Here is a 20,925-nt window from a genome sequence, read left to right on the forward strand (position 1 = left end):
AGGATGCGATGCGATGTGATGCGATGAGAAGGATGGGCGGCGGCTCAATCGGCCGGGCCGAAGGCGACGATGCGCACCGGGGCATCGGGCTGCAGCGCGAAGGCGGCGGCACGGCGTTCGGTGTCGTCAAGTTGGTCACCCGCCCGCGAACAGACGAAGCCGAACTTGGCGGCCACACGCTGGTTGGCGATGGCCGTGGCCTCGCGGATGCGGCGCATGAAGTCGCTCAGCGGGTAGTCCACATCGGGCTGGAAGAAGTCCTGGATCACCAGCGAGGGCGAGTAGGCAACGCTCTGCGTGGCATCAGGCCAGCGGATGGTGTAGTGCATGGCGGGCATGGGGGTCTCCGTTCAGACAGGTGTGGATTCAAGAGCAGTAGCGGCGGCGTGCGCACGCCGCGCCAAGCGCTGCGCGTACCAGGCCTCGTGCAGCGCGGCGCTGCGCGACCAGCTGTGTTGCAGGCAGACGCCGGGCGTGTGCTGCAGGCGCGGGGCAACGGCGGCCTGCCGCAGGCCGGTGGCGATGGAGGCGATGTCTTCCGGCTCGCACCAGCTGACGCCGGGCTCACCGCTCAGGTGCTCGGTGAAGGGTGGGCGCGCCGACACCAGCACCGGCGTGCCGCAGGCCAGGGCTTCGAGCGCTGCGAGGCCGAAGCCCTCCATCAGCGAAGGCATGGCCAGCACGTCGGCGCGGCGCATCAGCGCGGGCAGCGCCGCGTCGGGCAGCGGGCCGGTGCGCAGCACCGCTTGGCCCGGGCCTTCGCGCAGCGCGTGTTCGGCCAGCGCCGCGGCCCAGGTGCGGTGCGCGCCGCTGTGGTCCAGCATGCTGGCGCCGCCCGCCACCACCAGGCGCGCCTCAGCCCAGGCCGGGTCGTGCTGACGCAAGTGCGCGAAAGCATGCAACAAGCGCGTGGTGTTTTTGCGCTGCTCCACGCCACCCACCAGCAGGCACAGCGGGCCGGTCTGTGCGGGTACACCCAGCGACCCCAGCAGCGCGGCATCACCGGGCTGCGTCTCGCGGCGGTAGCGCTGCAGGTTCACGCCATTGAACATGCGCTGCGCACGCACACCCAAGACGGTGTGGAAGTGCGCGGCCCAGCTGTCGCTGACGCAGGCCACGTCATCTGCCGCGCGCCAGGCGCGTGTTTGCCAGGCCATCAGGGTCGGGTCGTCGAACACATCCAGGTGATGCACGGTGCGCACCCAGGGCGCCAGCACCACGCCCTCGGCCTGCAGCAGCGCGAGCGCGTTGCCGCTGAGGCTGTCTTGCGCGTGCAGCACGTCAAAGTCACCGCCGGCCAGCAACGCCGGCAGACCCTGCACCAGGGTGTGGATGCGCTGGCCCACTTGCGTCAGCAGATCGCCGCTCAAGGCGGGCAAAGCCAGGGTGTGAAACGCAAGGTCCACCGCGCGAAACAACTGCTCGCCCGGCTCGGCCGAGGCGATCACCGTCACCGTGTGGCCGCGCGCCTGCAGCGCGTCCGCCAGCTCCAGCGTGTGCACCACGCCGCCGCGGGGACGCACCGAGTGGGTGAGCAAGGCGATGCGCAAGGGCCGGCTCATGCGGGCCTCCGCGCGCTGCCGATGAACGGCGCTTCGGCGTGGTCCCACAGCGTGGCGCGCTCGCCCGCCTGGCGCAGCACCAGCGCGCTGCCGGCCTGCACCTCGCCCACATCGGCACACACGATGTCGCGCTGCGCGAACCGCGCTTGCACCGCGGCCACCTGCTGCGGGCGCACGCTCAGCACAAAGCCGAAACTCGGGAACGCGCACAACCAGCGCAGCCACGCGGCTTGCGTGGTGGCATCGCTGGCCGCGTGGGCGCCGTGCAGCTGAGTTGGCCGCGGCAACGCCGCCAGGTCGATGGTGGCGCCCACGCCCGAACTCTCCAGCAGCATCAGCGCGCTGCCCAGCACACCGGCCATGCTGATGTCCTTGCCGGCATCCACCAGGCCCGCTTCGGCCAGCTGCGGCAGCAGGTCGAGGTCAGCGCGCAAGCGTTCGGTCGGGGCCTCGGTGGAGGCGTTCCAAAAGGGATACGGGTCCTGCCACTGGCCGCGCAGGTCCACGGCCACCAGCAGGCGGTCGCCCGGATGGGCGGCAAAACTGCTGATGAGCTGCGCGCCAGCGCGGCCCAACACGGCCATCGCGAGCTGGCCGCTCGGGGCCTGCAGGTTGCTGTGGCCGCCGACCAGCGGCACGCCGTAGCGCTCGCTGGCGGCGCGCATGCCGGCCAGCACGGCCTCGGCTTGCGCGTCTCCGCTGGCCCACAGGGCATCCACCACGGCCACCGCACGCCCGCCCATCGCCGCCACATCACTGAGGTTGACGAGCACGCCGCTGTAGCCGGCGAACCAGGGCAGGGTCTCCACGAAGTCTTGCACCAGCCCCTCGATGGCGAACAGCAGGTGGCCGCCACCACTGGCCTCGGGCAGCACCGCGCAATCGTCGCCATTGGGCACGGCCGTCACGCCGACGGAGGGCGCCAGCTGTTGCAACACGCGGGCGATGTCGCGCTTGTGCGTATAGCCGCGGCTGGCGCGCAGCTGCGCCACCAGGGTGTGCAGGTCGCTCACGTCGCGCTCCCGGTGGCCAGCACATAACCGGCGTAGGGCGTGTGGCAAGGCGGGTAGTGCGCCAGGTCGGCGCGCATCAGCGCGTGCACCCGGCCATGCAGCACCATCTCGTCCATCACCTGCCAGTGCAGGCGGCGGAACAGCGGCACGTTCTGCGCCTGCACATGGGCCAGAAACTCCTGGCAGCCCAGCGCATGGGCGCTGCTCACCGCCAGGCGGATCAGCGTGCTGCCGAGCCGGCCGTGGTGGCGCCAGTCGCGCGCCACGGCCAGGCGCGAGCCCCACCAGGTGCCGGGCAACGCTTCGTGGATGCGCACCGTGCCCACCACCTCGTCGCCCTCCCCCGCCAGGCACGACAGCGCCACCAGCGAGCGCACGCTGGGCGCCTGGGCATCGATGTCGTCCACGTCATCGCCATCGAACAGGCCTTGCTCACGGCAGAACACCGTGCGCCGCAGCGCGTGGGCCTGCGCGTTCATCCACGGGCTGCTCGCCCATTGCACGCGGAAGGCCTGGGGGCGGTAGTCGGTGTCGAGTTCGCACCAGGGTGCGGCCAGCGGGTCGTCGGTGCGGGTTGAAGCGGACGCGGACAACATGGTGAGGGGCTCCTGGGGGATGTGAACCAGCGGCGAACCAACGTCGATCAAGCCGCCAGCGGCGTTTCGTAGCGCGACAGGGTGGAGCACGCCGCGCAGCGGCCACAACCGGCCTTGATGTCGCCCGCGCGCAGGCCGGCCGCGGCCACCATCTCGCCCAGGGGCGCGAGCACGCTGCGCATGAACGCGGCCGGTGGGGCGGGCAGGTCTTCGAGTGGCGTGCCGCTGATGGGCACGAAGGGCACGACGAAGGGATAGACGCCGAGGTCGAGCAGGCGGCGGCTGGTGGCCAGCAGGGTCTCCGCGCTGTCGCCCAAACCCGCGAGCAGATAGGTGCTGACCTGGCCTCGGCCGAACACGTCGACCGCCGCGCCGAACGCGTCCCAGTAGCGCGACATCGGCACCTCGGCCTTGCCGGGCAGGATGCGCTGGCGCAGCGCCTCGCCCACCACTTCGAGGTGCATGCCCAGCGTGTCGACGCCCGCGTCCTTGAGGCGCCGGAACCAGGCGTCGGTGTCGGGCGGCTCGCATTGCGCCTGCAGCGGCAGGTCCACCGCCGCGCGGATGGCCTGCGCGCTCTCGCACAGCACGCGCGCACCGCGGTCGGGCGTGGGCGGCGTGCCGGTGGTCATCACCATGTGCTTCACGCCGTCCAGCTCCACAGCGGCCTTCGCCACCTCGGCCAGTTGCGCCGGCGTCTTGTGCGCGATGGTGCGGCCCGCGGCCAGCGACTGGCCGATCGCGCAGAACTTGCACGCCTTGCGGCGGCTCTCGTAGCGGATGCAGGTTTGCAGCACGGTGGTGGCCAGCACGTCGGCCCCGTGCAGCGTGGCGATGTGCGAGTAGGGCACACCCTCGGCGGTGCTCAGGCCATAGAAGCGCGGTTGCGTGGGGAACTGGATGCTGGCGATCGGGATGCTGCCGCGGCGCAGCACGCTGCGGCCATCGGCCCCCGGCGCGTCGGCCACGAAGGGCGAGCTGAAGGCGCTGGCCGTGTGCACCGGCACCATCAGCGTCACGCCGTCCACGGTCACGGCCTTGTGGTCGGACGGCCCGGCGCCACCACGCCGGCTGGCCGCACCGGCCGTCGGGTCGGCCAAGCGCAGCCCCTGCGACTGCAGCTCGGTCATCAGCTGGCGGGTGTCGGCGGCCGTGGGGGTGGACAACAGCTCAGGGGTGACAACGGCGTTCATGGCGACTCCAGATCAAAGGGGGAGAGCAGCGCGGGCGGGCTCAAGCGGCCCGGCGCAGCGGGTCAACGGACGGCTCGGTGGCCGGCGATGAGGCGGCGGCAGGGCTGGCGGGTGCGGCGTCGCCCCAAGCGCGTGTGGTGGCCGTGGCCTCGCGGCGGATGGCCAGGCTCAGCAGCTCGGGCCGGGCGTAGTGGCCGACCGAATCCATCATGCGTTTGCGCTTGCTGATCAGCGCCATGTCGAGGTCGGCGATGACCAGGCCTTCGCCCTCGGTCAGCGGCTCGGCCAGGTACTTGCCTTCGGGCGACACGATGGCCGTGTGGCAACCGCCGCGCAGCGCGCCTTGCAGCTTCTCGTCGGGCGTGATGGCGCGGATCTGCGCCTCGTGCAGCCAGCCGGTGGCGTTGACCACGAAGCAGCCCGATTCGAGCGCGTGATGGCGGATGGTCACGCCCATCTGCTCGGCAAAGATCGGCCCCACCAGCGAGCCGGGAAACTGCGCGCAGTGGATCTCCTCGTGCTCGGCCATCAGCGCGTAGCGGGCCAGCGGGTTGTAGTGCTCCCAGCAGGCCAGCGCGCCGACGCGGCCGACGCGCGTGTCCACCGCGGTGAGGCCCGAACCATCGCCCTGCCCCCACACCATGCGCTCGTGGTAGGTGGGCGTGATCTTGCGGCGCTTGAGCAGCAGCTGCCCATCGGCATCAAAGATCAGCTGTGTGTTGTAGAGGCTGCCGTGGTCGCGCTCGTTGAGGCCCAGCACCACCACCATGCCGGCCTCGCGGGCGGCAGCGGCCACCGCATCGGTGAGCGGGCCGGGCACGGTGGGCGCGCGCTCCATCAGCAGCAGGTGGGCCGGGCCCTGGAGCACCGGGGGCTGGATGAAGGAAAAGTACGGGTAGTAAGGCACGAAGGTCTCGGGGAAGACGATCAGCTGCACGCCCTGGCGGGCGGCGTCGCGGATCGCCTCCAGCACGCGGGCCAGGGTGCCGTCGGCGCTGTCCAGGTCGGGGGCGATCTGGGCCGCTGCGGCCCGCACGAAACGTTTCATCTCAGCCATGTCGAATGCTCCGGGGGCTGCGCGTCAGAGCGTCCAGGTGTCGAGGATGAACGCGCCCTGCTTGCGGTGCAGCAGCACGATGTCCAGCACGTCCAGCGGGTTGATCGGGCGGATGCCTTCGATCAGCGCGCCTTCGCCGTGACCATAGAGCGCCTGCAGCGCAAAGCGGCAGGCGTAGACCTTGCCGCCTTCGGCGATGAACTTGGTGATCTGGTTGTTGAAGTTCTGGTGGCCAGGAAAGGCCTCGTCGCCGAGCTTGGGGAAGCCGCGCTTCACGCCCAGCGTCACGCCCGGGCCGTAGAGCAGGATCGAGGTCTCGAAGCCCTTGCGTTGCAGGCGGGTGGCTTGCAGCAGGTTGACGAAACCGATCGAGCCTTCGAAGGCGACGGTGTGGAAGGTGACCAGGGCTTTTTCGCCCGGCTCGGCCTTCACGTCTTCAAACACCTTCTCTTCGTAGTCGACCAGGAAATCGCCCTTCTGGGCAGCGGGGTGGGTGACTTTGGGCATGAGCTTCCTCGTACAGCGTCAGGTGATGGAACGGGCTCGTCGGGAGCCCGGGGTGGCCAGCGGGAGCCGGACACCTGCCTCATTGCGACGGACATGCCACGGCCTCGGCCGGGCAGCCGATCAAGACCCGATCAAAAGGGCGTCAGGCCCGCGGCGGGCCGGCGCGGCGGCCGCGCCGCGCCGCGGCCATGCACCAAAGCCGATCGGGCGGCGATGCAATCAATGCACCCGATCAATGGGGTCCGTGCACCGTGCTGCACCCTGTCCTGCGTGGGGAAACCGATGCGATCAGCCCTTGCGACAGGCACACTCGAAGCGGTCTGCCGATGCCGTCCGGCGTGGCACCCCTTCCGTTCACCCATGCCCTTCAGCCACTGGATCCACCGCCTCAGGAGCAGCCAGCTGCCCGCCTACCAGCTCATCCCGGAGCTGATCGCCGAGGATCTGCAGCAGGGCCGGCTGGCGCCGCGCGAGCGCCTGCCGCCGCTGCGCCAGCTCGCCACCACGCTGCAGCTGAACTACACCACCGTCGTGCGAGGTTTTGCTCAGGCGCGCGAGCGGGGCCTGATCGCCTCGCGCCCGGGGATGGGCTCCTATGTGCGCGGCTCCTTCATCGGCCTGCCGCTGCGGGCGGGCACCGGCGCCGAGATGACGATGAACCTGCCGCCGGAGATCGAGGACCACCCGGCGATGCAGCGGCTGCAGGAGCGGGCCGCGGCGGTCATCTCCGGCACGCCGCTGCACGACCTGATGCGCTACCAGGACTTCGGCGGCACGGCCCGCGACCGCAGCCTGGCGGCGCAGTGGCTGGCGCAATGGGTGCCCGAGGCCACGCCGGAGCGGGTGCTGGTCGCCCCCGGCATCCACGGCGTGCTGCTGGCCCTGACCTCGCTGCTGGTGCGCCCCGGCCAGAGCCTGTGCGTCGAGTCGATGGTCTACCCCGGCATGAAGGCGATCGCCGCCCAGCTGGGCGTGCAGCTGCACCCGCTGGCCATGGACGAGCAGGGTCTGCTGCCCGACGAGTTCGAGGCCGCCTGCCGCAGCACGCCGGTCGCCGCCCTCTACCTGTGCCCCAACCTGCACAACCCGACCACCGCCACGCTGCCGATGCGCCGCCGCGAGCAGATCGCCGACATCGCGCTGCGCTACAGCATCCCGCTGATCGAGGACGACGCCTACGGCATGCTGCCCGCGGCCATCCCGCCGACGCTGGCCGACTACGCGCCCGGACTGACCTACTACATCAGCGGCCTGTCGAAATGGCTGGGCGCGGGGGTGCGCACCGCCCAGGTGCTGGCGCCCAGCACGGCGGCCCACCAGCGCCTGGCCGGGGCGCTGCGGGCGACCACGGTGATGGCCTCGCCCTTCATCAACGCGGTGGTGGCCGAATGGCTCGAGCAGGGCCAGGCCGGCGAGGTGCTGGCGGCCGTGCGGGCGGAATGCGGCTGGCGCAGCACGCTGATGCGCGAGCGGCTGGGGCGGCATGGCGTGCGCACCCAGCCCAACGGCTTCCACGCCTGGCTGCCGCTGGCCGTGCCCGACGACGGCCGCTGCGTGGCCAGCGACATGGCCGGGGCGCTGCGCACGCTGGGGGTCGCGGCGGTGGCGGGCAGCGCCTTCTCGACCGATCGACAGCCGCCGGAGGGGCTGCGCCTGTGCCTGGGCGGCGCGCTCACCCGCAACGACTGCGGCCGGGCGCTGCAGGCGGTCGAGGACGCGATCGAGCGCTGCCGGACCGGCCCGTCGTCAGCGGCGGGCTGAGGCCTGGGCGGCCCGCTCGGCGATCAGGCGCTGCAGCGACTTGTCGGCCCGCCGGATGTGCAGCGACAGCCAGTCGCGCAGCAGCGTCGACAGCCGGGACGCGGTGGTGATGCGCCCGGCGGCGTACTGCGCCTGCAGCTCGAGCAGGCGGGCGACGAACGCCGCATGGCCACGCAGGTGGCGTTCGAGGTCGGGAAAGCCCAGCGCCTGCATGATCTGCTCCTCGCGCTGGAGGTGCTCGCGCGTGCTCGCGACGAGCGCCTCCAGCAGCCCGGCCACGACCGACTGGCCCTCGCCCTGGCTGGTGGCGCCGTGCAGCGTGTTGAGCTGCTCGATCAGGCGCTGGTGGTCGGCGTCGATCACGCCGTGGTCGATGGCCATGTCGTCGGCCCAGAGGAAATAAGCCATGGGGTTCACACGCTCCTGAAACGAGGGCGGTGGCTCAGGCCGGGGCCAGCGCCAGGCCGCGGCCCGACTCCAGCCGGAAGGCGCTGACCACCTGCACCAGCAGGCGGGCCTGGCCGGCCAGCGACTCGGCCGCCGCGGCCGACTCCTCGACCAGCGCCGCATTGCCCTGCGTGACCTGGTCCATCTGGCCCATGGCCTGGTTGATCTGGTCGAGCCCGGCCGACTGCTCCTCGCTGGCCTGGCTCATCTCGCCCATGATGTCGGCCACCCGGCGCACGCTCACCACGATCTGGTCCATCGTGCTGCCGGCCTGCTCCACCAGCTTGCAGCCCTGGCTGACGTTGGCCACCGACTCGCCGATCAGCGCCTTGATCTGCCGCGACGCATCGGCCGAGCGGCCCGCCAGCGTGCGCACCTCGCCGGCCACCACCGCGAAGCCGCGGCCCTGCTCGCCGGCACGGGCGGCTTCCACCGCCGCGTTCAGGGCCAGCAGATTGGTCTGGAAGGCGATGCCGTCGATGACCCCGATGATGTCGGCGATGCGCCGGGACGACAGGTCGATCGCCTCCATCGTGTCCACCACCTTCGCCACCACGGCCCCGCCCTGGACGGCCACCTCGGCGGCGGCCTCGGCCAGCGCGTTGGCGTGGCGGCCGCTCTCGAAGTTGGCCTTGACCGTGTCGGCCAGCTCGTGCAGCGAGGCGGCGGTCTGCTCCAGCGCCGCGGCCTGCTCCTCGGTGCGCTGCGACAGGTCCTGGTTGCCCGCGGCGATCTGGCCGGTGGCCGTGGAGATGGCCATCGAGCCGTTCTGCACCTCGCCGACGATCTTCACCAGGCTGCCGTTCATGTCGCGCAGCGCGGTGAGCAGCTGGCCGGTCTCGTTGTCCGTGTGCACCTCGATGCGGCTGCTCAGGTCGCCCGAGGCCACCGTGCGCGCCACCGACACCGCGCGCTGCATCGGCCGGGTCACCGAACGCGTGATCCAGATCGCCATGCCCGCTCCGCACAGGGTCGCCACGACCGCCAGCACGACCATCAGCCGGTGGGCCGAGGTGATCTCGTCCTGGATCTGCGCCGAGCGCTGCATCACGATCTGCTTCTGGAAGTCGCTCAGCGCGCTGATGGTGGCCTGCAGCGCATCGATGGCCGGCAGCGTCTGGCGGTTCATCAGCTCGATGGCCTCGTCGCGGCGGCCTTCGCCCACCAGCGCCGCCACCCGCGAGAAGGACTCGACGTAACGCGCGCGGGCCTGCTGCAGGGCCACCAGCAGCGTGCGCCCCTGCGGCAGGTAGACCAGCCGGTCCAGCGTCTGGAGGGCCTGGTCGACCGTGCGCCGGTTCTCGGCGATGTGGTCGCGGATGCGGGCCTGCTGCTGCGGATCGGCCGCGATCAGCAGCTCCATCGTGCGCCGCGCGTTGGCGCGGGCGGTGGTGTCGACCACATGGGCGGCCTCGGCCTTGACCCATTCCTTGTCGATCAGGCTCTGGTTGGCCTGCTGCAGGCTGGAGAAACGCACGATGGCGATGCCCACGGCCAGCACCATCATGGCCAGGACCAGGGCGAATCCGACGCCCAGGCGGGTGCCGATGCGGGTATCTGCGAACTTCATGACACGGCGCTCCTGTCGTGCGGGGAGGAAAAGACTCATGCCCCGGGACTTCGACACCGCCGTCCGGGCCTTGAGCCCCTTCGAGCACCGCGCAGCGGGTTCCGATCGTATTCTTGATCTGGAACAAGCCTGCCGACCCGCCTCGGTCAAGGCGCCGCGGCCATCGCCTCGTGCGCCAGCTCGCCCAGCTGGCGCAGCGCCGACTCGAAGCGGGGATCGTCGGGGTGGCCGACGTTCAGGCGCAGGTGGTGGGTGAAGCGCCGGTCGGCGGAAAACAGCACGCCCGGGGCGGTGCTGATGGAACGCGCCATGGCCTGGCGGTGCAGCTGCAGCGCGTCGACGCCGGCGGGCAGCTCCAGCCACAGGAAATAGCCGCCGGCCGGCCGGGTCACGCGGGTGCCGGCCGGGAAATGCCGCTCGATCAGGCGCAGCGCACGCTGCTGCTGCACCGCCAGGGCCTCGCGCAGGCGGCGCAGGTGGCGGTCGTAGCCGCCCTGGGCGAGGTAGTCGGCGATGGCCAGCTGCGGGGGCAGCGAGGTGGCCAGCGAGGTCATCGTCTTCAGCCGCTGCACGACCGGCGCGAAACGCCCGGCGGCGGCCCAGCCGACCCGGTAGCCCGGGGCCAGACTCTTCGAGAACGACGCGCAGTGCAGCACCAGGCCGGCCCGGTCGAAGGCCTTGGCCGGCGGCGGGCGGCGGGTGCCGCTGTAGAGCTCGCCGTAGACGTCGTCCTCGATCAGCGGGATGGCGCGCCGGGCCAGCCGCTCGACCAGCGCCTGCTTGCGGGCGACCGGCATCAGCGCCCCCAGCGGATTCTGGAAGCTGGGCATGAACCAGCAGGCGGCCACCGGCTGGCGGTCGAGCAGGGCCTCCAGCGCTTCCAGATCGACCCCGTCGCGCGGATCGGTCTGCACCTCGACCGCCCGCAGGTCCAGCCGCTCGAGCGCCTGCAGCGCGGCGTAGAAGGTGGGGGACTCGACCACCACCACGTCGCCCGGCCGGGTCACGGCCTGCAGGCACAGGTTCAGCGCCTCCATCGCGCCGTTGGTGATGACCAGCTCGTCGTCGGCCAGCGGCACGCCCTGCAGCGTGCAGCGGTGGCGCAGCGCCTGGCGCAGCTGGCTCTCGCCCACGGTCAGCGCGCCGGTGATCTGGGCCGGCTTGAGCCGGCGCATCGCCCGCGCGCCCGACCGCGCCAGCGCCTCGAAGGGGAACAGGTGCGGCGCCGGGAAGGCCGAGCCCAGCGGCACGACGTCGGCGTCGCGGGTCGAGCCCAGCAGCTCGAACACCAGCTCGCTGACGGCCACCGGCGTGGCGTCGTGGCGAGGCTCGGCCGCCCGTGGTGCCGCGCGTGCGGCAGGCCGGTCGGCGCGCACGAAAAACCCCGAGCGGGCACGGGCCTCGATCAGCCCGTCGGACTCCAGCTGGCCGTAGGCCTGGAACACCGTCGACGGGCTGATGCCCCGCTGGCGGCAGGTCTGGCGCACCGACGGCAGGCGCTCGCCCGCCCGCAGCACGCCGTCACGGATGCCGTCGGCCAGCTCCTCGGCCAGCTGTTCGTAGAGGGTCGGGGCCGCGGCGCTCATCGCTCATCTGATCCGGTCGATTTTCAATGTATCTGCATCTTACAGATCAGATGCCCGCTGGGCACCATCAGCGCATGTCCACGCCCGCCGCCTCATCGACCGCCCGCTCCCCGGCCACCGCCGGGCTCGACACCCTGCGCCGGGTCGTCGACTCGGGGCTGCTGCGCTGCGCCGTGCCGGCGGCGCTGGGCGGTGCGGGCACGCTGCAGGACCTGGCCGAGGGCGCCGCCGCCCTGGGTCGGCGCTCGCCGGCCGCGGCCCGGGTGCTGCGCGCGCAGCGCCTGGCGATCGAGGCGCTGGTGCGCTCGCCCAACATCGGCCTGCGGGAGCACCGGCTGGGCGACCTGCTCAGCGGCGAACACGCCGGCACGCTGCCGGCCTCGCTGAGCGGGCCGGCGCTGCAGGGCACCGACACCGGCCGCGGCTGGCTGCTGCACGGCACGCTGGCCGGGGTCGCCAACCTGCAGTGGATCGGCTGGTCGGTGGTCACGCCGGTGCGGCTGGGCGATGAGCCGCCGGTCTGGGTGCTGCTGGGCAGCGAGGACAGCGGCCTGCGCCTGGAGCCCGACCGCAGCGCGCCGCCGGACAGCCGCACCGCGGCGCTGCACGTCGACCGGGTGCACTGGCGCGAGGACGAATGGCTGGCCGGCCCGGACCTGCCGCAGCAGCTGCAGGCCGTGGCCGACGCGCTGTCCGGCGGCCTGCGCCACGACGCCCGGCGCGGCCGCACGACCGCCTCACCCTGAGATCTCCGGCCTGGCGGGTTCGGCCCTTCGGGTGCCTCGCCGAACCCGCGGCCCGCACGCCCCGCCACGAGGCACCTGCCGCACCTGACACACCCCAGCCTGCTGCCGCGGCGCCTGTTGCGCCGCCCCCCCACGAACGGCCCTGCCATGTCCCAGCCCCATCGCGTCATTCCCCTCGTTCCCGACCGCTCCGCAACCGACGGCAAGATCCACGCGCGGGCGGTCACCGGCCTGCACACCCGCTGGCGGTGGGCGATGGTCTGGATCACCCAGCTGGTGTTCTACGGCCTGCCTTGGCTGACGCTGGACGGCCACCAGGCCGTGCTCTTCGACCTGGAGCACGAACGTTTCCACCTCTTCGGCGCGGTGCTCTACCCGCAGGACCTGATCTACCTGACCGGGCTGCTGGTCATCAGCGCGCTGCTGCTGTTCTTCGCGACCACGGTGGCCGGACGGGTGTGGTGCGGCTTCAGCTGCCCGCAGACGGTCTACACCGAGCTGTTCATGTGGATCGAGCACCGCTGCGAGGGCGACCGCAGGGCCCGGCAGCGGCTCGACCAGAGCCCCTGGAACGCCGACAAGCTGCTGCGCCGCGGAGGCAAGCACCTGGCCTGGGGCACGCTCAGCCTGTGGACCGGCTTCACGCTGGTGGGCTACTTCACGCCGATCCACAGCCTGGCGCTGGCGGTGCCGGCGGCCACGCTGGGCCCCTGGGAAGGGTTCTGGACGCTGTTCTACGGCCTGGCCACCTATGGCAACGCCGGTTTCCTGCGCGAGAAGGTCTGCCAGCACATGTGCCCCTACGGCCGCTTCCAGGGCTCGATGCTGGACCGCGACACCCTGATCGTGGCCTACGACCACCTGCGCGGCGAGCCCCGCGGGGCCCGCGCCCGCGGCAGCGATGCGGCCGCCCGGGGCCTGGGCGCCTGCGTGGACTGCACGCTGTGCGTGCAGGTCTGCCCGGTGGGCATCGACATCCGCCAGGGCCTGCAGGCCGCCTGCATCAGCTGCGGCGTCTGCATCGACGCCTGCGATCCGGTGATGGACAAGCTCGGCGCGCCCCGCGGCCTGATCCGCTGGGCCACGCAGCGCGAGATGGCCGGCGAGCCGCAGGCGCGGCGATCGCTGCGGCAGCAGCTGGCCCGCCCGCGCGTGCTGATCTACGGCGGCCTGCTCGGGCTGGTCAGCCTCGCGCTGGTCGTCGGCCTGCTGCAGCGCCCGACGCTGCGCCTGAACGCGATGCGCGACCGCGGCGTGATGGCCCGCCAGGTCGAGGACGGCCGCATCGAGAACGTCTACCGGCTGCAGGCGATGAACGCCAGCGCCACCCCGCGTGAACTGCAGCTGCAGGTCCGCGGCCCGGACGGACTGGCGCTGGCCTCGGACACGCGCCTGCAGCTGGCCCCGGCCGAGGCACGGACCGTGAGCGTCACCGTGCAGCTCGAGGCCGGTCCCGCCCAGGCGCTGGCCGGGCAGATCGTGCCGATCCGCTTCGAGCTGCAGGACCTGGCCACCGGCACCGACACGGCCCTCGCGGACTCGACGCTGGTCGTGCCCCGCTGAGCGCCACCCGCTGCCCGCCGCGGGTGGACCGGGGCCATGCCCCGGGGCCGGGGAGCATAGGCATCATGCGGGCTCGGTGATATGGTTGTCATACAGATTCCTGTACACCCACCTCACGCCCGCGCCCCCATGGACACCCCGTTTCCCCTCGACCAGCTCCCGTCCCTGCGGGTGGGCGCCCGCCTCTCCGAACAACTCGCCGAGGCGCTGGTGGTCAGCATCCGGGACGGCCAGCTGCCCCCCGGCCAGCGCCTGCCCACCGAGAGTGCGCTGGCCACCCGCTTCGGCGTCAGCCGGACCGTGGTGCGCGAGGCGCTGTCCAGCCTCAAGACGCTGGGGCTGATCGAGTCGCGCCAGGGCTCGGGCGCCTTCGTCCGGCACAGCCCGGCGCCCGCGCTCGAGCAGCTGACGCTGGAGCCGGACGGCTCGATGGATGCGGTGATCCAGATGGTCGAGGTGCGCCGGGCGCTCGAGGCGGAGTCCGCCGCGCTGGCGGCCGTGCGCCGCTCGGGCCAGGACCTGCAGCGCATCAAGACCACGCTGGCCCAGCTGGACCGGGCCGTCGCCGCCGGCGGTGACGGCGTGGCCGAGGACGTCGCCTTCCATGCCGCCATCGCCGCGGCCACGCGCAATCCTTTCCTGCTGTCGACGCTGGCCTACCTGAACCATTTCCTGCTGGACGCGACCCGTGTCACGCGCGCCAACGAAGCCACCCGCAGCGACCTCGAGCAGGAGGTGCGCCAGGAGCACGCGGCCATCGTCGCGGCCATCGAGGCCGGCGACAGCGTCGCTGCACGGCGGGCCGGCACGACCCACATGGTCAATGCCGCCGAGCGCATCGGCCGGGCCGATCCGGCGTTCTGGGCCCGCGAAGGCCTGAAGCTGGCCGACCTGCTGCGGGCCGAACTGGGCGCGCCCCAGGCGGCCCCCAGCCGCCCCCGCCGACGCTGATGTAACCACGTAGAAACCCGGATTTCAGCGGATCGACCTCGACGCGATAATTTGTACGACAACATGACCACGTGACAACAAGTCCGCGTGGCCATGGTCCGAATTCCAACGCCGAAGGAGACCCCATGTCCACCCGAACCTCCGTCCTGTTCGCCGCCGCGCTGACCGCCGCCACGATGTGCGCGCCGCTCCAGGCCCAGACCGTCCTGAAGATCGGTCACGTGCTGGCCAAGGGCTCGCATTACGACGTGGGGGCGACCGTGTTCTGCGACGAGATCGACAAGGGCACGCAGGGTCGCTACAAGTGCCAGATGTTCCCCGCCGGCTCCCTGGGTGGCGAGCGTGAGCAGGTCGAGGCGGTGCAGCTGGGCACCCAGGACCTGGTGATCACCTCGACCGGCCCGGTGGGCAACTTCGTGCCCGACATCAAGGTGCTCGACATCCCTTTCCTGTTCCGCGACTACACCCACGCCCGCAAGACGCTGGACGGCAAGATCGGCCAGGACCTGCTGGCCAAGTTCCCGGCCAAGGGCCTGGTGGCGCTGGCCTGGAGCGAAAACGGCTTCCGCCACATGACCAACAACAAGCGACCCATCCACAGCGTGACCGACGCGGGCGGCCTGAAGCTGCGCACCATGGAAAACAAGGTGCACATGGCTGGCTACAAGACCTTCGGCATCCTGCCCACGCCGATGGCCATGACCGAGCTGTTCACCGCGCTGCAACAGGGCACCGTGGACGGGCAGGAGAATCCGGTGGGCGTGATCCTCGCCTCCAAGTTCTCGCAGGTGCAGAAGTACCTGTCGCTGACCGGCCACGTCTATTCGCCCGCGCTGATCCTGGCGTCGCCGGGCGTCTGGTCGCGGCTCAACGAGGCTGATCGCAAGGTCTTTGCCGCGGCCGCCGGCAAGAGCGCCGCCGCGTCCCGCAAGAAGGTCAACGACGACGAGGCCAACGGCCTGGCGCAGCTCAAGAAGGACGGCATGCAGATCGACGAGAAGGTCGATGGCGACAGCTTCCGCAAGGCCGTGGCGCCGGCCTATGCCGAGTTCGCCAAGGAGTTCGGCGCCGCCAACATCGCGGCCATCCAGGCGGTGCGCTGACCTCACCCGGAGCCGGCTCGACACCCCGGCCGGCTCCGCTCCATGCTCGACCGCCCCGATGCCGGGGCGCGGTCCCCCACGCCCTGTCAACGGTGCCACGACGCCGACTTCACTCTGGATCCCCCGATGCGCTCCCTGTTTCTGACCCTGGACCGCTGGCTGACCGGCCTGGCGATGTGGCTCGCCTGCGCGCTGCTGGCGATCATCAGCATGCTGGGCATGTGGCAGGTGCTGGCCCGCTTCGTCCTGTCCGAACCCTCGACCTGGACCGAGGAGCTGATGCGCCGGCTGCTGGTCTGGTGCGTGATGCTGGGCATCGCGGTGGCCTTCCGCCGCGGTGCGCTGGTGTCGGTGGACCTGATGCTGCGCACGGCCAAGGGCCGCTGGCGCGACGCGGTGCGCTGGATCATCACCAGCACCGCACTGGCCTACCTGTCCGTGCTGCTCTGGCAAGGCATCGATCTGACCTCGCGCGTGCGTTTCCAGAGCTTCGCGGCGATGGACCTGTCCATGGCCTGGGCCTATGCCGCCCTGCCGGTGGGGGCATTCTTCTGCATGGTGGCGGTGATCGCCAACCACCTCGACCCGGTGTACGAGGAGCTGGAGAACGCCCAGTGAGCCACGCTGCCGCCGCCCGCCCTTCCTCCGTCGCCCTCAGGATTCCCCCATGTCTCTGACCCTGCTCGTCACCATGATGCTGGGCTTTGCCTTCAGCATCTCGATCGCCGTGTCCATCGGCGGCGCCGGCATGCTGGGCATCGCCGTGTTCGACCCCGAACGCCTGGTGCTCGCCCCCAAGGAAATGTTCACGGCCATCGACAAGTTCCCGCTGGCCGCGATCCCGTTCTTCATCTTCGCCGGCAACCTCATGGAGACCGGCGGCATCAGCCGCAGGCTGGTGGAGTTCGCCAAGAGCCTGGTGGGCGGCGTGCAGGGCGGTCTGCCGATGACCTGCGTGCTCACCTGCATGATCTTCGCGGCCGTCTCGGGTTCGTCGGTGGCGACCACCTTCGCCATCGGCGCGGTGCTCATCCCGGCGCTGATCAAGCACGGCTACCCGACGGCCTACGCCGCCGCGCTGCAGGCCACCTCGGCCGAGCTGGGCGTGATCATCCCGCCGTCGATCCCGATGATCCTGTACGGCGTGTCCGCCGAGGTCTCGATCGGCGAGCTGTTCATCGCCGGTTTCGGTCCGGGCCTGCTGATCGGCGGCGCGCTGATGCTGTTCGTGCACCTGTACTGCCGCTACAAGGGCTGGGGCAAGAACGACGGCGACGGCCGCCTCGGCGTGGGCCGGGCCAGCCTGGACGCGGCCTGGGCGCTGCTGATGCCGGTGATCATCCTCGGCGGCATCTACGGCGGGGTCTTCACGCCCACCGAGGCGTCGGTCGTGGCGGTGTTCTACGCGCTGATCGTGGGCATGCTGATCCACCGTGAGCTGTCGTGGCGCGACCTGCTGCCGGTGCTGCGCAAGTCGGTGATCTCCAGCGCGGTGATCATGTTCATCATCGCCAACGCCGGCCTGTTCGCCTTCATCATCACCCGGGCCGGCGTGCCCGAGGCCATCGGCGAGTGGCTCAGCGAGGTGCTGAAGTCGCCGATGTGGTTCCTGCTGGGCGTGAACGCCGCGCTGTTCGTCATCGGCATGTTCATCGAGACCTCGGCGGCCATCATCGTGCTGGCTCCGATCCTGGTGCCGGTGGCCGTGCACTTCGGCGTGGATCCGGTGCACTTCGGCACCATCATGGTCGTCAACCTGGCGCTGGGCATGATCACGCCGCCCTTCGGCGTCAACCTCTTCGCGGCCTGCACGGTCGCCAGGATCTCGCTCGACCAGATCGTCAGGCACCTGATTCCCTTCGTGCTGGTGATCATCGGCTGCCTGATGCTGGTCACCTACGTTCCCTCCATCAGCCTGGCGCTGCGTGACCTCGTGTTCGCCGCACCCGCAGCCGCCATCGCGCCCGCCATCGGCCCGCAATGACCCCCATGGACCCCCTTGCATCGAGAACCGAAATGACGACTCCAGCTTCCCTCCACATCGGCGTCATCGGCCTGGGCGCCATGGGCCGCGGCATGGCCGCCTCGCTGCGCCGCGCCGGCCACCTCGTGCACGTCTGCGACGTGCGGCCCGAAGCCGCACAGGCCTTTGCCGCCGAAGGGGGCGTGGCCTGCGCCAGCCCGGCCGAGGTGGCCGCGCACTGCGAGGTGCTGGTCAGCGTGGTCGTCAACGCCGCGCAGACCGAGGCCGTGCTGTTCGGTGACGGTGGCGCGGCCGCCGCGATGCGGCCGGGCAGCCTGTTCATCATGTGCTCCACCGTGGACCCGAACTGGTCGGTGGCGCTGGAGGCACGCCTGGCGGACCTGGGCCTGCTCTACCTGGATGCGCCCATCTCGGGCGGTGCCGCCAAGGCGGCCTCCGGCGAGATGACGATGATGACCGCCGGCACGCCCGCCGCCTATGCCAAGGCCGGCGACGCGCTGGAGGCCATGGCCGCCAAGGTCTACCGCCTGGGCGACCGTGCCGGCAACGGCAGCAAGGTCAAGATCATCAACCAGCTGCTGGCCGGCGTGCACATCGCCGCCGCGGCCGAGGCCATGGCGCTGGGCCTGCGCGAAGGCGTGAAGGCCGAGGACATCTACGAGGTCATCACCCACAGCGCCGGCAACAGCTGGATGTTCGAGAACCGCATGGCCCATGTGCTGGCGGCCGACTACACGCCGCTGTCGGCCGTGGACATCTTCGTCAAGGACCTCGGCCTGGTGCTCGACACGGCGCGCGCGAGCAAATTCCCGCTGCCGCTGTCGGCCACCGCGCACCAGATGTTCATGCAGGCCAGCACCGCCGGCTACGGCCGCGAGGACGATTCGGCCGTGATCAAGATCTTTCCCGGCATCACCCTGCCGGGCTCGCCCGCCTGAGGAGGCCACGATGCAGATCCTCATCACCGGTGGCAGCGGCTTCCTGGGCGCCCGCCTGGCCCGCACGCTGCTGGCCCGGGACGGCCTGGCCCTGGCGGGCGGGCGCACGCAGCCCCTGACCCGCCTGCTGCTGACCGACCTGGTGCCCCCGCCGGCCGACCTGCAGGCCCAGGCTCGGGTCCGGTTCGTGACGGGTGAGCTCAACGCGCTGCTGGCCAGCGGCGAGCTCGGTCTGGACGGGGTGGACGCCGTCGTGCACCTGGCCGCGGCCGTCAGCGGCGACTGCGAGGCCGACCTCGACCTGGGCCTGCGCAGCAACCTCGACGCCAGCCGTGCGCTGCTGCAGGCCGCGCGCCATGCCGGCCAGGCTCCGGTGTTCGTCGCGGCCAGCTCGGTGGCGGTGTTCGGCGGCATGCCCGGCCTGCCGCTGCCCGAGCCGGTGGGCGACGACAGCCTGCCCACGCCGCAGGGCAGCTACGGCATCCAGAAGTTCATGGTCGAGCAGCTGGTGGCCGACTTCAGCCGCCGCCGCCTGGTGCAGGGCCGCTGCGTGCGCCTGATGACGGTGGCCGTGCGGCCCGGACGGCCCAATGGCGCGGCCTCCAGCTTCCTCAGCGGCATGGTGCGTGAACCGCTGGCCGGCCGACGGGCCGTGGTGCCGGTGGCCGCCGGCACGCCGGTCGCGCTGGCCTCGCCCGGGCGCACCGTGGCCGGCCTGCTGACGGCGCTCGAGACCGGCGAGGCCGACTGGGGTCCGCGCACCGCGCTCAACCTGCCGGCGCTGTCCACCACGGTGGGCGAGATCGCCGCCGCGCTGGAGCGCCTGGCCGGCCCGGCGGCCACCGCCCTGCTGGACTGGCAGCCCGACGCCCGCATCGCCGCCATCGTCGGCGGCTGGCCCAGCCGTTTTGATGCGGCCCGCGCGCGTGGCCTGGGCCTCTTGCCCGACCCGACCGTCGACGCACTGCTGCAGTCCTATGTCAGCGACCACCCCGAAGCCGTGCGCCTGCCTTTGATGCCGGTTTGACACCTCTTTGACCCCATCGGAATCCTGACCATGACCCGACCGCTGCTCGGCTGCATCGCCGACGATTTCACAGGCGCCACCGACCTGGCCAACAACCTGGTGCGCAACGGCATGCGCACCGTGCAGACCATCGGCGTGCCCGACGGTCCGCTGGACGCCACGGCCGACGCCGTGGTGGTGGCGCTCAAGTCGCGCACCGTGCCCGCGGCCGAGGCCGTCGAGCAGTCGCTGGCCGCGCTGCGCTGGCTGCAGGCCCAGGGCGTGCAGCAGATCTACTTCAAGTACTGCTCCACCTTCGACAGCACGCCGGCGGGCAACATCGGCCCCGTCACCGAAGCCCTGATGGACGCGCTGGGCACGGACTTCACCATCGCCACGCCGGCCTTTCCGGACAACAAGCGCACGGTCTTCAAGGGCTACCTGTTCGCCGGTGAGGGGCTGCTGAACGAAAGCGGCATGCAGAACCACCCGCTCACGCCGATGACGGACGCCAACCTGGTGCGGGTGCTGCAGGCGCAGACGCGGCGCCGGGTCGGCCTGATCGACCACACGGTGGTGGCGCAGGGCGAGGCGGCCATCCGGGCCCGGATCGCCGAGCTGAAGTCGCAGGGCGTGGCCATGGCCATCGTCGATGCGGTGAGCAACGCCGACCTGCTGCGCCTGGCTCCCGCGCTGAAGGACCTGCCGCTGCTGACCGCCGGCTCGGGCGTGGCCATCGGCCTGCCGGGCAACTTCGGCTTGACGCCATCACCGCAGACGGCCGAGCTGCCGCCGGCGCGCGGCCGCCGGGCCATCGTCTCGGGCAGCTGCTCGGTGGCCACCAACGGCCAGGTGGCCGACTTCATCGCGCGGGGCGGCCAGGCCCTGGCGCTGAACCCGCTGCGCATGGCCGCCGGCGAGCCCGTGGCCGCCGAGGCCCTGGCCTGGGCCGCGGGCCAGCTGGCCGGCGCGCCGGCGGCGCCCGTGCTGATCTACTCCACCGCCGAGCCCGAGGCCGTGCGCGCCATCCAGGGCCGGCTGGGCGTGGAAGAAGCCGGCGCGATGGTCGAGCGCGGCATCGCGGCCATCGCCAAGGGCCTGGTCGAGCAGGGCGTGGGCCAGTTGCTGGTGGCCGGCGGCGAGACCTCGGGCGCCTGCGTGCAGGCCCTGGGCATCGCCCAGCTGCACATCGGCGCGCAGATCGACCCCGGCGTGCCCTGGTGCCATGCGGTCTCGCCCGTCGCGGCGCAGGGCCTGCACCTCACGCTGAAGTCCGGCAACTTCGGCACGCCCGACTTCTTCACCAAGGCCTTCGGCCTGCTGGCGGAGGACGCGGCATGAA

Annotated in this window: 20 protein-coding genes; 10 read left to right on the top strand and 10 right to left on the bottom strand. The window is 71.6% G+C overall.

What is annotated here, in order from left to right; all coding sequences use genetic code 11:
* Positions 1 to 44: 44 nt before the first annotated feature.
* The 7 genes from C7444_RS05540 to C7444_RS05570 all read right to left on the bottom strand — a co-directional run bounded on the left by C7444_RS05540 (position 45) and on the right by C7444_RS05570 (position 5,928).
* Entirely contained in the window at positions 45 to 338 is a 294-nt protein-coding gene (locus C7444_RS05540; protein WP_110399846.1) for an MSMEG_0570 family nitrogen starvation response protein, read from the bottom strand.
* A 12-nt stretch (positions 339 to 350) separates the two neighbouring features.
* Positions 351 to 1,550 carry an MSMEG_0565 family glycosyltransferase gene (locus C7444_RS05545; protein ID WP_245909423.1) on the bottom strand — a complete coding sequence of 400 codons (1,200 nt, stop codon included), beginning with the start codon at positions 1,548 to 1,550 and terminating at the stop codon, positions 351 to 353.
* Positions 1,551 to 1,558: 8 nt separating this feature from the next.
* Positions 1,559 to 2,575: a sll0787 family AIR synthase-like protein gene (locus C7444_RS05550; RefSeq protein ID WP_110399848.1), complete on the bottom strand. Its 1,017-nt coding sequence runs from the start codon at positions 2,573 to 2,575 to the stop codon at positions 1,559 to 1,561.
* A complete protein-coding gene (locus C7444_RS05555; RefSeq protein WP_110399849.1) occupies positions 2,572 to 3,171 on the bottom strand; it encodes an MSMEG_0567/Sll0786 family nitrogen starvation N-acetyltransferase in 600 nt (199 codons plus the stop codon). The genes C7444_RS05550 and C7444_RS05555 overlap by 4 nt, the downstream gene beginning before the upstream one ends.
* A gap of 47 nt (positions 3,172 to 3,218) precedes the next feature.
* Positions 3,219 to 4,301: an MSMEG_0568 family radical SAM protein gene (locus C7444_RS05560; protein ID WP_110400044.1), complete on the bottom strand. Its 1,083-nt coding sequence runs from the start codon at positions 4,299 to 4,301 to the stop codon at positions 3,219 to 3,221.
* 103 nt (positions 4,302 to 4,404) lie between these two features.
* Positions 4,405 to 5,421 (bottom strand): Nit6803 family nitrilase, encoded by a 1,017-nt coding sequence (locus C7444_RS05565; RefSeq protein ID WP_110399850.1) that lies wholly within the window; start codon positions 5,419 to 5,421, stop codon positions 4,405 to 4,407.
* A 24-nt stretch (positions 5,422 to 5,445) separates the two neighbouring features.
* Complete coding sequence (locus C7444_RS05570; RefSeq protein WP_110399851.1) at positions 5,446 to 5,928, bottom strand: MSMEG_0572/Sll0783 family nitrogen starvation response protein; 483 nt, start codon at positions 5,926 to 5,928, stop codon at positions 5,446 to 5,448.
* A 360-nt stretch (positions 5,929 to 6,288) separates the two neighbouring features.
* Here C7444_RS05570 and C7444_RS05575 point away from each other — a divergent pair, with 360 nt between their 5' ends.
* A complete protein-coding gene (locus C7444_RS05575; protein ID WP_110399852.1) occupies positions 6,289 to 7,689 on the top strand; it encodes an aminotransferase-like domain-containing protein in 1,401 nt (466 codons plus the stop codon).
* Here the strand turns inward: C7444_RS05575 and C7444_RS05580 are convergent.
* From C7444_RS05580 to C7444_RS05590, 3 genes are all read right to left on the bottom strand, one after another.
* The gene (locus tag C7444_RS05580) at positions 7,675 to 8,097 is read right to left on the bottom strand and encodes a bacteriohemerythrin (RefSeq protein WP_110399853.1); all 423 of its coding nucleotides are present in this window, start codon (positions 8,095 to 8,097) and stop codon (positions 7,675 to 7,677) included. The genes C7444_RS05575 and C7444_RS05580 overlap by 15 nt on opposite strands.
* A 34-nt stretch (positions 8,098 to 8,131) precedes the next feature.
* A complete protein-coding gene (locus C7444_RS20860; protein ID WP_110399854.1) occupies positions 8,132 to 9,706 on the bottom strand; it encodes a methyl-accepting chemotaxis protein in 1,575 nt (524 codons plus the stop codon).
* 146 nt (positions 9,707 to 9,852) lie between these two features.
* Positions 9,853 to 11,292 carry an aminotransferase-like domain-containing protein gene (locus C7444_RS05590; RefSeq protein WP_110399855.1) on the bottom strand — a complete coding sequence of 480 codons (1,440 nt, stop codon included), beginning with the start codon at positions 11,290 to 11,292 and terminating at the stop codon, positions 9,853 to 9,855.
* Between the two features lie 74 nt (positions 11,293 to 11,366).
* On the opposite strand from C7444_RS05590, the gene C7444_RS05595 reads away from it, so the two are divergent.
* The 9 genes from C7444_RS05595 (at position 11,367) to otnK (ending at position 20,924) form a co-directional block, all read left to right on the top strand.
* The gene (locus C7444_RS05595) at positions 11,367 to 12,038 is read left to right on the top strand and encodes a hypothetical protein (RefSeq protein ID WP_110399856.1); all 672 of its coding nucleotides are present in this window, start codon (positions 11,367 to 11,369) and stop codon (positions 12,036 to 12,038) included.
* Between the two features lie 147 nt (positions 12,039 to 12,185).
* Positions 12,186 to 13,601: a cytochrome c oxidase accessory protein CcoG gene (gene ccoG, locus C7444_RS05600; RefSeq protein WP_110399857.1), complete on the top strand. Its 1,416-nt coding sequence runs from the start codon at positions 12,186 to 12,188 to the stop codon at positions 13,599 to 13,601.
* Positions 13,602 to 13,730: 129 nt separating this feature from the next.
* Positions 13,731 to 14,552 carry a FadR/GntR family transcriptional regulator gene (locus C7444_RS05605; RefSeq protein ID WP_110399858.1) on the top strand — a complete coding sequence of 274 codons (822 nt, stop codon included), beginning with the start codon at positions 13,731 to 13,733 and terminating at the stop codon, positions 14,550 to 14,552.
* Between the two features lie 125 nt (positions 14,553 to 14,677).
* A complete protein-coding gene (locus tag C7444_RS05610) occupies positions 14,678 to 15,655 on the top strand; it encodes a TRAP transporter substrate-binding protein (protein WP_211317487.1) in 978 nt (325 codons plus the stop codon).
* Between the two features lie 126 nt (positions 15,656 to 15,781).
* Positions 15,782 to 16,273, top strand: a complete 492-nt coding sequence (locus C7444_RS05615; protein WP_110399859.1) for a TRAP transporter small permease — start codon at positions 15,782 to 15,784, stop codon at positions 16,271 to 16,273.
* A gap of 49 nt (positions 16,274 to 16,322) precedes the next feature.
* Positions 16,323 to 17,639 (top strand): TRAP transporter large permease, encoded by a 1,317-nt coding sequence (locus C7444_RS05620; protein WP_110399860.1) that lies wholly within the window; start codon positions 16,323 to 16,325, stop codon positions 17,637 to 17,639.
* Positions 17,640 to 17,671: 32 nt separating this feature from the next.
* Complete coding sequence (gene ltnD / locus C7444_RS05625) at positions 17,672 to 18,577, top strand: L-threonate dehydrogenase (protein WP_110399861.1); 906 nt, start codon at positions 17,672 to 17,674, stop codon at positions 18,575 to 18,577.
* Between the two features lie 10 nt (positions 18,578 to 18,587).
* Positions 18,588 to 19,604, top strand: coding sequence for a D-erythronate dehydrogenase (gene denD, locus C7444_RS05630; protein ID WP_110399862.1), 1,017 nt, complete (start codon positions 18,588 to 18,590; stop codon positions 19,602 to 19,604).
* Positions 19,605 to 19,634: 30 nt separating this feature from the next.
* Positions 19,635 to 20,924 (top strand): 3-oxo-tetronate kinase, encoded by a 1,290-nt coding sequence (gene otnK / locus C7444_RS05635; protein ID WP_110399863.1) that lies wholly within the window; start codon positions 19,635 to 19,637, stop codon positions 20,922 to 20,924.
* The last annotated feature ends 1 nt before the right edge of the window (position 20,925 follow it).

Source organism: Sphaerotilus hippei (assembly GCF_003201595.1).
In the GTDB taxonomy this organism is placed as follows: Bacteria; Pseudomonadota; Gammaproteobacteria; order Burkholderiales; family Burkholderiaceae_C; genus Sphaerotilus; species Sphaerotilus hippei.

What these genes read in the sequence shown, in the direction of transcription:
- C7444_RS05540 (WP_110399846.1), bottom strand. Translation starts at nt 338, where the DNA reads ATGCCCGCCATGCACTACACCATCCGCTGGCCTGATGCCACGCAGAGC.
- C7444_RS05555 (WP_110399849.1), bottom strand. Translation starts at nt 3,171, where the DNA reads ATGTTGTCCGCGTCCGCTTCAACCCGCACCGACGACCCGCTGGCCGCA.
- C7444_RS05560 (WP_110400044.1), bottom strand. Translation starts at nt 4,301, where the DNA reads ATGACCGAGCTGCAGTCGCAGGGGCTGCGCTTGGCCGACCCGACGGCC.
- C7444_RS05565 (WP_110399850.1), bottom strand. Translation starts at nt 5,421, where the DNA reads ATGGCTGAGATGAAACGTTTCGTGCGGGCCGCAGCGGCCCAGATCGCC.
- C7444_RS05570 (WP_110399851.1), bottom strand. Translation starts at nt 5,928, where the DNA reads ATGCCCAAAGTCACCCACCCCGCTGCCCAGAAGGGCGATTTCCTGGTC.
- C7444_RS05575 (WP_110399852.1), top strand. Translation starts at nt 6,289, where the DNA reads ATGCCCTTCAGCCACTGGATCCACCGCCTCAGGAGCAGCCAGCTGCCC.
- C7444_RS05580 (WP_110399853.1), bottom strand. Translation starts at nt 8,097, where the DNA reads ATGGCTTATTTCCTCTGGGCCGACGACATGGCCATCGACCACGGCGTG.
- C7444_RS20860 (WP_110399854.1), bottom strand. Translation starts at nt 9,706, where the DNA reads ATGAAGTTCGCAGATACCCGCATCGGCACCCGCCTGGGCGTCGGATTC.
- C7444_RS05590 (WP_110399855.1), bottom strand. Translation starts at nt 11,292, where the DNA reads ATGAGCGCCGCGGCCCCGACCCTCTACGAACAGCTGGCCGAGGAGCTG.
- C7444_RS05595 (WP_110399856.1), top strand. Translation starts at nt 11,367, where the DNA reads ATGTCCACGCCCGCCGCCTCATCGACCGCCCGCTCCCCGGCCACCGCC.
- ccoG (WP_110399857.1), top strand. Translation starts at nt 12,186, where the DNA reads ATGTCCCAGCCCCATCGCGTCATTCCCCTCGTTCCCGACCGCTCCGCA.
- C7444_RS05605 (WP_110399858.1), top strand. Translation starts at nt 13,731, where the DNA reads ATGGACACCCCGTTTCCCCTCGACCAGCTCCCGTCCCTGCGGGTGGGC.
- C7444_RS05610 (WP_211317487.1), top strand. Translation starts at nt 14,678, where the DNA reads ATGTCCACCCGAACCTCCGTCCTGTTCGCCGCCGCGCTGACCGCCGCC.
- C7444_RS05615 (WP_110399859.1), top strand. Translation starts at nt 15,782, where the DNA reads ATGCGCTCCCTGTTTCTGACCCTGGACCGCTGGCTGACCGGCCTGGCG.
- C7444_RS05620 (WP_110399860.1), top strand. Translation starts at nt 16,323, where the DNA reads ATGTCTCTGACCCTGCTCGTCACCATGATGCTGGGCTTTGCCTTCAGC.
- ltnD (WP_110399861.1), top strand. Translation starts at nt 17,672, where the DNA reads ATGACGACTCCAGCTTCCCTCCACATCGGCGTCATCGGCCTGGGCGCC.
- denD (WP_110399862.1), top strand. Translation starts at nt 18,588, where the DNA reads ATGCAGATCCTCATCACCGGTGGCAGCGGCTTCCTGGGCGCCCGCCTG.
- otnK (WP_110399863.1), top strand. Translation starts at nt 19,635, where the DNA reads ATGACCCGACCGCTGCTCGGCTGCATCGCCGACGATTTCACAGGCGCC.